This is a genomic window from Rhodococcus sp. BE178 (assembly GCF_050433545.1).
In the GTDB taxonomy this organism is placed as follows: Bacteria; Actinomycetota; Actinomycetes; order Mycobacteriales; family Mycobacteriaceae; genus Prescottella.
Genome location: NZ_JBNPXA010000002.1, coordinates 185,711 through 198,348, shown reverse-complemented (window position 1 = coordinate 198,348; position 12,638 = coordinate 185,711). Strand labels below are relative to the sequence as shown.

General features: G+C 69.8%; 14 protein-coding genes. 3 read left to right on the top strand and 11 right to left on the bottom strand.

What is annotated here, in order from left to right; all coding sequences use genetic code 11:
* The first annotated feature begins 118 nt into the window (after positions 1-118).
* Entirely contained in the window at positions 119-520 is a 402-nt protein-coding gene (locus J2X34_RS05040; RefSeq protein WP_114722462.1) for a hypothetical protein, read from the top strand.
* 25 nt (positions 521-545) lie between these two features.
* Here the strand turns inward: J2X34_RS05040 and J2X34_RS05035 are convergent, their stop codons facing one another.
* From J2X34_RS05035 to J2X34_RS05020, 4 genes are read right to left on the bottom strand one after another with little or no spacing between them, the layout of a single operon-like run.
* On the bottom strand, positions 546-1,541 hold the full coding sequence (locus J2X34_RS05035) for an AurF N-oxygenase family protein (protein ID WP_429516282.1): 996 nt from the start codon (positions 1,539-1,541) through the stop codon (positions 546-548).
* Positions 1,538-2,434: a prephenate dehydrogenase/arogenate dehydrogenase family protein gene (locus J2X34_RS05030; protein WP_114722364.1), complete on the bottom strand. Its 897-nt coding sequence runs from the start codon at positions 2,432-2,434 to the stop codon at positions 1,538-1,540. The genes J2X34_RS05035 and J2X34_RS05030 overlap by 4 nt, the downstream gene beginning before the upstream one ends.
* The gene (gene pabB / locus J2X34_RS05025; RefSeq protein ID WP_429516281.1) at positions 2,431-4,572 is read right to left on the bottom strand and encodes an aminodeoxychorismate synthase component I; all 2,142 of its coding nucleotides are present in this window, start codon (positions 4,570-4,572) and stop codon (positions 2,431-2,433) included. Before pabB ends, J2X34_RS05030 begins: the two co-directional genes overlap by 4 nt.
* 7 nt (positions 4,573-4,579) lie before the next feature.
* Positions 4,580-4,951 carry a chorismate mutase family protein gene (locus J2X34_RS05020; protein ID WP_429516280.1) on the bottom strand — a complete coding sequence of 124 codons (372 nt, stop codon included), beginning with the start codon at positions 4,949-4,951 and terminating at the stop codon, positions 4,580-4,582.
* Positions 4,952-5,383: 432 nt separating this feature from the next.
* On the opposite strand from J2X34_RS05020, the gene J2X34_RS05015 reads away from it, so the two are divergent.
* A complete protein-coding gene (locus J2X34_RS05015) occupies positions 5,384-6,649 on the top strand; it encodes a lipase family protein (protein WP_429516424.1) in 1,266 nt (421 codons plus the stop codon).
* 123 nt (positions 6,650-6,772) lie between these two features.
* Here J2X34_RS05015 and J2X34_RS05010 read toward each other — a convergent pair whose 3' ends face one another.
* Positions 6,773-7,111, bottom strand: a complete 339-nt coding sequence (locus J2X34_RS05010; RefSeq protein WP_114722367.1) for an RNA polymerase-binding protein RbpA — start codon at positions 7,109-7,111, stop codon at positions 6,773-6,775.
* 184 nt (positions 7,112-7,295) lie between these two features.
* On the opposite strand from J2X34_RS05010, the gene J2X34_RS05005 reads away from it, so the two are divergent.
* Complete coding sequence (locus J2X34_RS05005; RefSeq protein ID WP_114722368.1) at positions 7,296-7,628, top strand: hypothetical protein; 333 nt, start codon at positions 7,296-7,298, stop codon at positions 7,626-7,628.
* On the opposite strand, the gene J2X34_RS05000 is transcribed toward J2X34_RS05005, so the two are convergent.
* The 6 genes from J2X34_RS05000 to J2X34_RS04975 are packed head-to-tail and all read right to left on the bottom strand — an operon-like array spanning position 7,570 to position 12,558.
* Entirely contained in the window at positions 7,570-8,061 is a 492-nt protein-coding gene (locus J2X34_RS05000) for a hydrogenase maturation protease (RefSeq protein ID WP_429516279.1), read from the bottom strand. The two genes, J2X34_RS05005 and J2X34_RS05000, sit on opposite strands and share 59 nt — an antisense overlap.
* A complete protein-coding gene (locus tag J2X34_RS04995; RefSeq protein ID WP_429516278.1) occupies positions 8,058-9,389 on the bottom strand; it encodes a Ni/Fe hydrogenase subunit alpha in 1,332 nt (443 codons plus the stop codon). The genes J2X34_RS05000 and J2X34_RS04995 overlap by 4 nt, the downstream gene beginning before the upstream one ends.
* Positions 9,379-10,164, bottom strand: coding sequence for an oxidoreductase (locus J2X34_RS04990; protein ID WP_429516277.1), 786 nt, complete (start codon positions 10,162-10,164; stop codon positions 9,379-9,381). The genes J2X34_RS04995 and J2X34_RS04990 overlap by 11 nt, the downstream gene beginning before the upstream one ends.
* The gene (locus J2X34_RS04985) at positions 10,164-10,988 is read right to left on the bottom strand and encodes an FAD/NAD(P)-binding protein (RefSeq protein WP_429516276.1); all 825 of its coding nucleotides are present in this window, start codon (positions 10,986-10,988) and stop codon (positions 10,164-10,166) included. The genes J2X34_RS04990 and J2X34_RS04985 overlap by 1 nt, the downstream gene beginning before the upstream one ends.
* On the bottom strand, positions 10,985-11,455 hold the full coding sequence (locus tag J2X34_RS04980; protein ID WP_429516275.1) for a Crp/Fnr family transcriptional regulator: 471 nt from the start codon (positions 11,453-11,455) through the stop codon (positions 10,985-10,987). Before J2X34_RS04980 ends, J2X34_RS04985 begins: the two co-directional genes overlap by 4 nt.
* Positions 11,452-12,558, bottom strand: a complete 1,107-nt coding sequence (locus J2X34_RS04975; RefSeq protein ID WP_114722373.1) for a 4Fe-4S dicluster domain-containing protein — start codon at positions 12,556-12,558, stop codon at positions 11,452-11,454. The genes J2X34_RS04980 and J2X34_RS04975 overlap by 4 nt, the downstream gene beginning before the upstream one ends.
* Positions 12,559-12,638 lie beyond the last annotated feature (80 nt).

Below are 12,638 nucleotides of genomic sequence, written 5' to 3'. Positions count from 1 at the left end.
TGCCACAACAAACTTCGCATACATCCCCAACACCGCCGATTCGTAGCGGAGGAGGCGTACGGGGGACTAGCGTCGAACCCACTGGACCGCCTTCCGTCCACACAGTTTGGAGAGCGCCATGAATCTTTCGAACGCCACGAAGGCCACGAAAGCCACCGTCGCATCGGGTCTCGTCGTCGTCGCACTCGGGACGGGAGTCGGCACCGCATACGCGGCACCCGCCGCCGCCCCCGGCGACGTTGCCGTCCCGCTGGCTGTGCCTGTCGTCGACAAGCAGACGGCGCAGGACAACCTTATTCGCGAGATCACGATCGGGTGGGAGACAGGCGGTCCCGCAGGCATGGCGATCGGCGCCGGTGTCGGCCTCGCGATCGGCTGCGTCTCGATCTTCCCGAACTTCGTCGCCGGCTGCATCGTGGGCACGGGGATCGGTGCCGCCGTCGGCGCCTACAACGGCATCACCGGCGCCAATCCGAACGTGCAGCCGGCGTTCTACGAGTGGCTCAACGCGACACCGTGATCGAGCGGACGTCCCCTACGAGTGGTCACCACTCATAGGGGACGTCGTCGCTCACCCCGAGGTCGTCGCACAGGCGCCGGATCGCGCTGCAGTCCTGCACCAGTTGCTGTCGGTCGGCCTCGTGGGCGGCGTCGGCCACCATCGCCGCCCCGCCCCGCACGTTCTCCGCCTCCATCACCGCGGTCCACGTCGCGAAGTCGTTGGCACGGAACGCCTCGAGCCCGTCGGCCAGCCCGGCCAGCAGCATCCTGCGGTCGTCGCCGTCGAGGCGCTCGAACACGATCTTCAGCAGCTCCCCGGCGATCGACGAGTGGCAGTACTCGTCCCGCCGGTGCAGCACCACCGTCGCCCGGTTGACCGGTTGCACGTTGTCGTCGTCGGTCATCAGCCCCAGATAGGCGCTGATCGAGGTCTCCGCGACGGTGGTGAACGCCAGGCTCACCAGTGCCGACTCGCGGGGAGTGTCCGCCGCCGCGACGGCCGCGTGGTGCCGTCGGACGGTGGGACCGTAGGGCAGTCGGCTCTCGGTCAGGTTCCAGCCGCGCCGCCGCCGGGTCAGCGCGCTCGCGTTGAGGTGCATCAGCGTGTGGTACTGCTCGTCGACCATCGCCTGCAGCGTCGCGACGGTGAGGGTGTCGCCCAGTCCGGTGCCGAACGCGTCCTGCGACAGCAACCGGAACCCGGGATTGACGACGTACTGCTCGACGTCCATCACGTTCTTGTTGTAGGCGATCCACGCCCACGCGAGGATCCGGTTGCGGGTGGGCTCGTCCAGCCCGCGGAACCGGTGGTGGTCGTGGAACGGGATCAACGCCTCGGGGTAGTCCGCCTTGGCCGGGTCGAACAGGTCGTCCAGGTCCGGTTCGGGCCGCTTCACCGTCGCCCGACGCGGCCAACTACCGGCGAGGCTGTCGATGATCGCGCTCTCGACCGGGTCGGACGGATCGAACGGCGGCAGCGGCGGCAGCCGCAGCAACTGCTCGTGCGCGGCGGCCTCCTCGCCGAACGGGTTGTCGGTCACCGAGTCCCCCCGTCCCCGTGCGGCGGTGCGTGCAGGCCCTCGAAGAGGTCGGCGCACAACCGGCGATAGTCACCCAGCCGATCCCCGAGAGGCTCGACGGCCTCCGCCATCAGGTCGCCGAAGACACGCTCGTCGCCGTGCGCGACCGCGTCGGACAACCGGGACAGCGAGGCCGCCAGCGCCGACCGGGCCCGGTCCGCGGCCGGGTTGCCCGCCTGGACGTCGTGGTAGACCTCGGGGACGCCGGACCCGACGCGCGCCAGCAACGCCAGCAACGTGGTGTGCGGCGGGGAAGCGAGTGCGGCCGACGCGCCCGGGTCCACACCGAGCTCGGCCAACGCCAGGCCGAACGACAGGACGGTCGCGTGGGTCAGTGCCTGCGTCGCCGCTGCGATCCGGTCGTGCTCGTCGGCCCCGACCCGGACCACGCGAGCACCCCAGCCGACGACCGAGCCGAGGAACCGGTCCACCGCCGGCGCCGACTGGTGGATCACCGCGGCCACCGGCCGCCCCGGCATCCCCAGCGCCGGCGCGAACATCGGATTGATCCCCACCGCCGGTCGACCCGGCGCCCCGTCCTGCAGCGCGCCGTGGATCCCGGTCTTCACCGACAGCGTCTCGACCAGCAGCGCATCGGGTCTCAGGATCCGGTGCAGCGTGGGCACCGCTGCGATCGCGACGGATTCGGGCACCGCCAGCACCACCGTGTCGGCCTCGGCGAGGACCGCGCGCACCCCCGCGTCGGGTGCGACCGCATCCATCCCGTCGGCCTGGTCGACGACCGTGACGTCATCCCCATCGAGGCGCAGCAGTTCCACGAGCATCGAACCGACCGCACCCGCGCCGCCCACCACCGCGAGCCGGGCGGTCACCGGGTCCGCCCGCGCGGTCATCGGTCCCCGCCGCTGGTCCCGGCGTCTCCGGCGTCTCCGGGGTCCGAGGTCACCGACAGGCACCGCCGCATGGTCACGGCCTTGACCATCGTCTCCTCGAGTTCCTCCTCCGGATCGGACAACGCCACGATCGCGCCGCCCACACCGAACGTGACCCGGTCGTCCGTCGCGACCATCGTGCGGATGACGATCGAGAAATCGGCCGTCCCGTTGATCGAGAAGTACCCGATGGCACCGGAATAGACGCCGCGGGGGCCCTCCTCGAGCTTGTCGATGATCTCCATCGTGCGCAGTTTCGGGGCCCCGGTCATCGAGCCGCCCGGGAACGCGGCACGCACACAGTCCACCGTCGACACGTCGTCGCGGAGTGTCCCGCGGACCGTCGAGACCAATTGGTGGACAGGGGCATACGTCTCGACGTCGAACAGTTTCGGGACGTGCACCGATCCTGGAGTGCACACCCGCGACAGGTCGTTGCGGACCAGGTCGACGATCATCAGGTTCTCGGCACGGTCCTTCTCGCTGTCGAGCAGGTCCTTACGCAGGGCCGCGTCGTACTCGGGCCGCGCGTGGCGGGGCCGGGTGCCCTTGATCGGCTTGGATTCGACGACCCGGTCCACCCCGATGCGCAGGAACCTCTCCGGCGACGCGCTGAGCACCGACACCCCCGTGAACTGGAGCAGCGCGCTGTACGGGGTGGGACTGATCTCGCGGAGCGTCTCGTAGCTCTGCAGCGGATCGATCACCCGGTCCACCGTCGCCGCGTTGGTCAGACACACCTCGTACGACTCCCCGGACCGGATCTCGTCGAGACACTGGCCGACCAGCGCCAGGTACTCGTCTCGGTCGTGCCGCAATCGCGGCTGGGTGTCGGCCTCGAGTTTGACGAGCGGATGCGGGGGAGGCGCCTCGACGGCCTCGTCCAGTGCGCGGATCTCGGCCTCGGTGGCCGCGAACCACTCCGCCACTCGCGGATCGTCGGGGTCCTCGCTGAGGGCGAGCAGATAGCAGCGACCGCCGAGATGGTCGATCACCACCGCGCGGTCGGCGAAGACGAAGGCCGCGTCGGCCGTCGGCGACGTGTGCACCAACTGGCTGCCGGCGTCCGCCTTCAGCTCGTAGCCGAGGTACCCGACGTATCCGAGGCCGAACGCGAACGGCAGGTCCGGGACCGCCGGCACCGCTCGCTCCCGCAACTGCTCGTCGATGTAGTCGAAGAAGCGTTGGTGCACCGATTCGACGGGGCGACCGTTGCGGTGGACACAGACGGTCGTCTCGGCCACTCGATACGTGACGTACTCGGCGAGCGGACCGGAGCAGTCGCCCATGACCGAGAATTTCGACTCCGGCTCGATCGCGGCGCTGCCGTCCAGCCAGAAGCTGTTCGGTCCGTCCGCGAACAATCGGCCGTAGACGTCCTGCGGATCGACAGCGCGATCCACCCGCCGGGTGTGCACGACGTACCTGGGCTTCGCCTCCGACTGGCCCCCGGACCTTGCACCGGAGTCGGCGCGCGGCGGCGGGGACACGGACGCGGTCCGCGTCGACGACCTGCCCGAGTGCGTCGGTGTCAGATCACGGAAGTTGCCCATCAGTTCGCGCCCGTACTGCGTGCAGATCGACTCCGGATGGAACTGCACCCCCCACAGGGGATGTCGGCGGTGCTTCGCCGCCATGATCAGGCCTTCGTCCGTCCAGGCGTGCTGCTCGAGTTCCGGTGGCAGACTCTCCACGATGAGCGAGTGGTAGCGGACGGCCTGGAACGGCGACGGGATACCGGCGAAGATCCCGGCACCGCTGTGCCGGATCGGCGACAGCCGACCGTGCATCGGGACCGGCGCCAGCCCGACGTTGCTCCCGAACAGGTGGCACAGGCCCTGGTGGCCCAGGCACACCCCGAGCACCGGAATCTCCCGATTCGCGATCGCCCGCGCGCTGACACCGAAGTCCCGCTTGCGGTCCGGGCGTCCCGGACCGGGGGAGATGACGATGTTGTCGAAGGTGCCGATATCCACCGACGCCCAGTCCACATCGTTCTTCACCACACACGGCGGTTCGCCGTTCACCTCCGACAACAGGCTGTAGAGGTTGTAGGTGAACGAGTCGTAGTTGTCGATCAGGAGTGTGCGGGTCGACATGGCGCCATCAGCCCGTAGCACGATTCGTGTCGCCGTTGGACCCGATGACGACGTCCTCGACGCGACACGTCTCGCCGATCATCAATTCGTACAGGCTGCGGAGGAAATCGGGAGACAACCCGTTCGCGCGAGCGAATTCCTCGGCGCGTGCCTGCACGAGGTTCACGCGACCGGGCTGCATCATCGGGATTCCCTGATGTCGCTTCACCTCCGCTATCCGGACACACACGTCGATGCGGGCTCGAATGTCCTCGAGTAGCCGATCGTCGATCGCGTCGAGTTCCGCCCTCAGACGAGCCAACCCCGGCTGCTCGGCCGAGATCGCGTCCACGGGGGGTTCTGAGGTGCAGGCCCTCGCGGGGCCGTTGGTGTCGTCCATGCGCCACCTCGCCTTACGTCTGCTGGACCGGCGCGGTAGTTCTTCGAGCCATCGCGTCAGCTGAATCCGCTAGCTGCGTGCGTTCCCTTCATGATGTCACGGGCGACTAGGCGAGGCGAATCCTTGCCACAATTCGGGTGGAGGTCCCGCGAGCGTCGCGATCAGTTCGGTGACAGTGCGGTCACGACCCGTGTCGATGTGTCCGGATTCGATTGCATCGCACGCAATCGTGCGGTATCCGGCCTCGAATACGCCGGTCGCGCAAAGTCGTTCACCGGATTCGAGGGATTCTTCGAAGGAGTCACATAAGCTGAGTCGCCGACCGGTCAAAGATCCGCGACCCGCGCACTTTCCGATATTCATCCAAATGCGTAATTCGGTGAAAACACACAATTCCACGGAGAAATCCGAGGACTTCGAGGGGGTATGTCGATGCTGTTCCTGGTGCGAGCGCCGCGGCCACGGTGGTCGCGGTTGCTGCCGGACACGAGTCGTGGCGGCGTGGGGAGGGCGCTCGTCACGGCCGCTGTGATCGTGTGCGCGACGGTCCTCGCGCCGTCAGCGGTCTCGGCGTCACCGATCTATCCGGTCGCCGATCCCGATCCGTTCTACAGCCAGCAGGACGCGGCGGCCGGCGCGGCACCCGGGGACGTCCTCGCGACCCGCCGTATGCCGCCGCTGCCGCAGTTCCCGAACACGTCGGTGTGGCAGCTCAAGTTCCGGTCCACGAACTCCGAGAACCACCCGATCGCCGCCGTCACCACGGTTCTCGTGCCCGACAACCGGCAGCAGAACGGCCCGCTGCTGTCGCTCCAGCACATCATCAACGCCCTCGGTGCCACGTGCGCCCCGTCGCGCGCGCTGTACACCAACGACCCGAACCTGATGATTCGCGAGTCCCCGGCCCTGAACGTCGCGCTCGCCCGCGGATGGGCCGTGGCCCTGCCCGACCATCTGGGACCCACCAGCGCGTACGGCGCCGCGCGGCTGGGCGGACAGATCACCCTCGACGGCATCCGCGCGGTGCAGCGCGTCCCCGACCTGGGCCTGGCCGCGAGCCCCGTCGCGCTGGCGGGATACTCCGGCGGAGGCATGGCCACCTCGTTCGCGGCGGCCCTCGCCCCGTCCTACGCGCCCGAACTGAACATCGTGGGCGTGGCCTCCGGTGGTGCGCCGATGAACATCGGCAAGATGGCGCGGGCGCTGGGCACCGCGCCCCACCCCGCGTTCGGGCTGGCGCTCGCGGCCGCGATCGGACTCGAACGGGAGTATCCCGACCTGCTGCCCATCAGCGAGCAACTGAACGACAAAGGGATCGCCATGCGCAACGCGCTGGCCAACGCCTGCACCAACGACATCCTCGCCACCGGCGCGGGTCACAGTGCGGCAGAGATTTCCCGCACGACCGACCTGCTCGCCAGTCCGGCCGCGGAGGCGGTGCTCGACGACAACAGCATCGAACGGTATCCGGGCGTGCCGACGGCCCCGCTGTACGAGTGGCACAGCCCCACCGATGCGCTGATCCCCGTGGATTCGATCGTCGCGACCGTGCAGCGCTACTGCCGGGCCGGCGCGACGGTGGAGTCGGAGTTGTTCCCGAGCCCCGACCATCTCACCACCGCGGTTCTCGGGGCGCCGCGCGCCCTGGACTACCTCGACGCCCGGTTCCGCGGGGAGCCTGCGCCCAGCAACTGCTGACCGCCCGTTTCCGTCGGGAAACACGGGGCGCGGTCGCGATCGAGGCCACCCGGCCGGGACAGACAGCGGCGCCGCCACGGAGTTCCGTGGCGGCGCCGAAGTGTTCGTGTGCGAGCGAGCGGGCTATGCGCCGCGCCGCTTCGCCTTGAGCAGGTCCAGACGCTCCTTGAGCAACTCCTCGAGCTCCTCGACCGAGCGACGCTCCAGTAGCATGTCCCAGTGGGTGCGCGGGGGCTTGACCTTCTTCGCCTCGGGGGCGGTGCCCTCCAGGAGGGTGCCCTCGAGACCGTTCTTGCATAGCCAGGTGCCGGGGATCTCGGCGTCGTCGGCGAACGGGACGTCGAACTCCTCGCCGTTGTCGCACCGGTAGCGAGCCATGCGACGGGGCGCCAGGTCGTGGTCGCGGTCGGTCTCGTAGCTCACCGCTCCGAGCCGGCTACCTCGAAGTACGCGATCTGCCATGGGGGTGTCCTCTCCTCGTTCTTCCGCCGCGCCAGTTCGCCGTGGGCGGCGCACCGAGCGTTCACAACCCTCTACAACGTCCCGGAATCCCGGAACGTTCCCGAGACTCACGTGGATGCGGCCGCCCCATGTTACCGGGTACGTCGCCCTGCACGAGGGTCAGCCCGCAGTAAGGTGTGCGTCCATGGCTGCAGCTTCCCGGAGACCCGAATCGTGCGTGTGGTGCGGCCGCGAGGTGGCTCCCGCCGGGATCGGGCGCCGCCGCCGGTACTGCCGTCAATCGTGCCGCCAGCGCGCCTACGAGCAGCGCATCGCGGTCAAGGGCACATCCATCCCGGTCGACGCCCTGGTGCTCACCGCCGAGGAGTCCTCAGCCCTCTCCGATCGGATGTTCGAGCTGCGGTGCGCGGCGGAGGACGTCGCCACCGCCGTCGCCGAGGACGCCGACCATGCCGAACTCACCGAACTCGCCGACCGGTTGGTCGCGATGGCCCGGGCCGCGGAACGCTTCCGCTGACGAGCTCGGCCGCGACCGCGGCGGCCACCCGCGGGACCGCGCGCCGCACCGGTGTCGACAGCCCCACTCCCGACCGGACGTCGGTGCCCTCGACGGTGAACGTCACCAACCGGCGCGGCGCCGTGCCCAATACCCGGGACAGTGCGAGTGCGGCGGCCACGTCCACCCGGTGCCCGCCGACCTCGCCCGCGCCGGCGAAGCCGTCGGTGGCGACTCGCCGCACCCGTCCAGGACGGGGCCGCGCACACTGCAGCAGGTCGACGACGATGGCGATGTCGGTGCCCGACCAGGCGGTGACCAGATCCACGGTATCTGCGGGGATACACACCGGGATCTCCGCAGCCAGGCGACCGCGCAGAGCTCGCACCACCGCCGGACCCACCCCGTCATCGCGGCGGAATTCGTTGCCGATGCCGATCACCGCGGCCCTCACGACCGGGTCATCCGGAGATCGAGGAAGTGGGTCGCACACGAGATGCACGGATCGTGATTGCGGATCGTCCGCTCGCACAGACCGGTCAGTGCGTCGTCATCGAGGTCGAGGTGCTCACCGATCCGCGCGACGAGATCGGCCTCGATCGCATCCTGGTTCTGCGCCGTCGGCGGCACGATGACCGCGTCGTCGATCAGGGCGTCGTCGCCGATGCGGTAACGGTGGTAGAGCAGCCCACGCGGCGCCTCGCTGACGCCGTGGCCCACCCCGGGCCGAGCCTCCATCGCGACCGCGGGCTCGGGACGCTCGTACTCCTCGATCAGGCGCAGCGCCTCCTCGACGGCGTACAGGACCTCGACCGCGCGAACAACGATGCTGCGGTAGGGGTTTCGACACTCGTCACCGAGCCCGGCCGCGGTCGCCGCCCGCCGGGCCAGGGGAGAGAGGTGGTCGGAGTTGAGGGTGAACCGCGCCAGAGGGCCGGTCAGATACCGCTCGCCGTCGAGCCGCGCGTGCAGGGCCGTCGAGGTCGGCACCTGCCGCTCGACGACGTGCCGGTCGAACTCGGCGGCGGGGAACTGTGCCCCACCGCTGGTGCGCACCACACCGTCCTCGATCGCGTACCGGTGTTCATCGTGGAGTGCCACCAGCACCGGATCCAGTTCGACGTCCGGGAAGTCGAAACCCGCGACCCACTCGACGGTCTCCGCGGCGGCGTCCAGGGCGGCGCGCAGGGTCCCGGCGAGGGTCGCCAGTTCCTCGACGGTCGGTGCGCGATAGAACCCGCCGACGCGCACGTTCACCGGGTGGATGGGTCGCCCGCCGATGGTCTCGAGGATCGCGTTCCCGGCCTTCTTGAGCGCCAGACCGCGCTCGACGGCCGCGCGGTCGATCCGGGCCAGTGCGATCGAATCCGGGACGCCCAGAAAGTCCGGTGCGTGCAGGAAGTAGATGTGCAGCGTGTGGCTGGCGATCCACTCACCGCAGTACAGCAGCCGGCGCAACGCGAGCAGCCGCGGTCCGGGGGTCACCCCGCACGCCTGCTCGAGCGCGTTGCAGGCACTGACCTGGTAGGCGACCGGGCAGATCCCGCAGATGCGGGACGTGATGTCCGGCGGCTCCTGGAAGTCCCGGCCCCGCAGGAACGCCTCGAAGAAGCGCGGCGGCTCGTAGATGTCCAGTCGCGCGTCCTCGACCGTGTCGCCGCAGACCGTCACGTCGAGGCGGCCCTCGCCCTCGACCCGGGCCAGTGCCCGCACCGTCAGCCGGCGCACTGTCGCCGCGTCGCGGCCGGGCGGGTCGGGAGTCCCGGAACCGTCAGTGCCCATACCGGCGGCCCTCGTCGAAGTCGGGGTCCGCGACGTTGAACGTCGAGAACACGCGGCCGATGCCGGCATCGTCCATGCCGCAGCGGCGCAGCCAGCCTGCCAGTGACGCGATGTTGGGGTTCGGAGTGGGACCGAAACAGCCGTAGCAGCCCCGGGCGTGCGCAGGACACAGGGCACCGCACCCGGCATGGGTGACCGGCCCCAGGCACGGGGTTCCGTCGGCGACCATGACACACGTCAGACCGCGACGCTTGCACTCGGTGCACACGCTGGTGTTCGGGACGTTCGGGGTCCGGCCCGCCAGGAACGCGGTGATCACCTCGATCAGTTGTCGCCGGTCGATGGGACAACCGCGCAGCTCGAAGTCCACCCGCACATGGGCGGAGATCGGTGTCGACGTCGCGAGCGTGTCGATGTACTCCGGGCTCGCGTACACCGCGTCGGCGAACTCGACGACATCCGCGAAGTTGCGCAGCGCCTGCACTCCGCCGGCGGTCGCGCAGGCACCGATCGTGACCAGCCGCTTGGAGTTGTCCCGGATCGCGTGGATGCGGTCCACGTCCGTGGCGGTGGTGACCGAACCCTCCACGAGCGACAGGTCGTACGGACCCTCGACCACCGCGCTGGACATCTCGAGGAAGTGGGCGATCTGCAGTTGCGTGGCGACGCCGAGCAGTTCGTCCTCGCAGTCGAGCAGCGAGAGTTGACAACCGTCGCAGGACGCGAACTTCCACACCGCGAGAGACGGCCGGGTTGCGGGTGTCGGGGCACTCATCACAGCTCCCGGGTATGCATGAGCGGTGCGGCGGATGCGTAGTCGACGACGGGACCGTCGCGGCACAGCAACAGCTCGCCTAGTTGGCAGTGCCCACACACCCCGATGCCGCACTGCATGTTGCGTTCCAGCGAGACCTCGACGGCGTCCGGTGCGACGCCCTTACCCAGGAGGACCCGCACCGAGAACCGCATCATCGCCTCCGGTCCGCACAGAATCGCCCGGGTTCGGGCGGGGTCGAGGTCGAGGCGACCGAGAACTTCGGTGACGAACCCGATCGGCCCCGACCAGCCGGGAGCCGGCTGGTCGACCGTGACGAGGACGTCGATGCCCGCCGCTCGCCAGTCGTCGAGTTCGCCCCGATAGAGGATCTCCTCGGGGCTGCGGGCACCGACGACGACGGTGACCGCGCGGTATGCGGCCCGGTCGGCGCGGACCGCGAGCACGGGCGCCCGGACCGCGGCGAAACCGACCCCGCCGGCGATGATCAGCAGGTCCCGTCCGGTGGCCGCCGCGAGGTTCCAACCGGTGCCGAACGGTCCTCGCACCCCGATCATGCGTCCGACGTCCGCGTCGTGCAGAGCCGCGCTGACCGCGCCCACACGCCGGATCGTGTGCACCGAGACCCCGTGTCGTGCGGTCGGATCGCCGCACGACGAGATCGGGATCTCGCCGACTCCCGGCGCACACAGCATCATGAACTGGCCCGGCCGGAAGCCCGGCAGCGGCGCGTGGACCGGGCCCAGTTCCAGTGTCACCGAGTCGTGCGTCTCCACCGTGCGCCGCAGCACCCGGTGCGCGGTCGGCACGACCGTCGCGGTCACGGCGAGCCACCGGGGTTCGCATAGAGATCCAACAGGCGCGCGCGGGTGGCCTGGAGTCGGTCGAGGAGGACGGCGGACAGCGCCTGCGACACCGCATAGCCGAACGCCGGATCGGCCTCGGCCGCGTCGCGCAGGGCCACGGCGTCGACCTCCCACGCCTCGGTGGTGTCGGCCGCGACGGCAGCGAAGTCCCACACCCGCGGGGGCCGCAACCACGACCAGCCCAGCACGTCCCCGGCGGCGAGCGTCTCGATCACGACATCCCCCCGGCCCGGCACCGACGTGCTCAACGACACCCTTCCGCGCCGCAGCAGCCAGCATCGACGGGCCGGCTCGCCTTCCCGGAACACGAACTCGCCGGGCAGCCACAGCGCCGGCGTCGACAGCGCCTCGAGCCGGTCGCGTCCCGCCGCGTCCAGCCCCGGCAACAGCAGTCGCGACGCGGAGGCACCCGCACCGGTCGTCACGGCGACTGCCCGGCTCCGGGCAACGCACCGGTCAGCCGCGCCGCCTCCTCGGTGATGTCGATGCCGACGGGACACCAGTCGATGCACCGGCCGCAGCCGACGCACCCCGAGCTGCCGAACTGATCGAACCAGGTACCCAGTTTGTGCGTCATCCACTGGCGGTAGCGGCTCTCGCCGCTGGTGCGGACGTTGCCGCCGTGCAGGTGCGAGTAATCGAGCTCGAAACACGACGACCAGTGCTGCCGGCGCTCGGTGTGGTCGCCGGTGAGTTCGCTGACGTCCTCGGTGGTGGTGCAGAAACACGTCGGGCACACCATGGTGCAGTTCCCGCAGGTCAGGCAACGGGCCGCGACCTCCTCCCACACCGGTTCGTCGCGCGCGGCGCGCAGCAGCGCCCGCAGATCGACGTCGGGCATCTCCCGGCCCATCGCGCCGGCCGCCGCCGTCACCGCGGCGCGGCAGTCCTCGGTCTCGGCGTCGGCCGCGGCGCGGTGCGGGATCCGGTCGAGCAACTGCTGCCCGGTCTCGGTGCCGACGTCGACGAGGAACCAGTGCCCGTCGTCGTCCACGTGCTCGGTCAGGGAGAGGTCGTAGTCGGCGGCGACGTCCGGACCGGTGCCCATCGAGGCACAGAAGCACACTCCGCCCGGCTCGGTGCAGTTGACTGCGATCACGATCAGATTCCTCAGCACGCGGGCGGAGTAACTGTCGGATTCCGCGGACAGGACCCGGTGCAGCGTCCGGATCGCGGCGAGGTCGCAGCCGCGGACACCGAGGAACACATATGCCGGCGGCGGGTCCACCGGCGCCGAGAATTCGCCGTCGTCGCACGACCACAGCACCCGGTGCGCGGGATGCAGGTACTGCTTGAACGACATCGGGCCCGACGAGTGCGCAAATACGGCCTGGTCGTCGCGGCGGCGCAACCGATACTCGCCGGGGGCTGTGAACACACCCCACCCGTCGGGCAGTTGTGTGCCCGACTCGAGCTCGGCGAGCACAATCGCGCTGTCGCGGACCGTCGGTCCCACGACTCGGCGACCGTCGCCGCGCAACACTCGGATCAGATCGTCGAGTGCGCGCCGATCGATGACTGCGTTCATGGCACCCCCTCTCGTCCATTGGGACAGCTCACTCGGCCGGAGTAAAGGGCCGTTCGGCCCTGGACCGCGTCGGCCGCGCC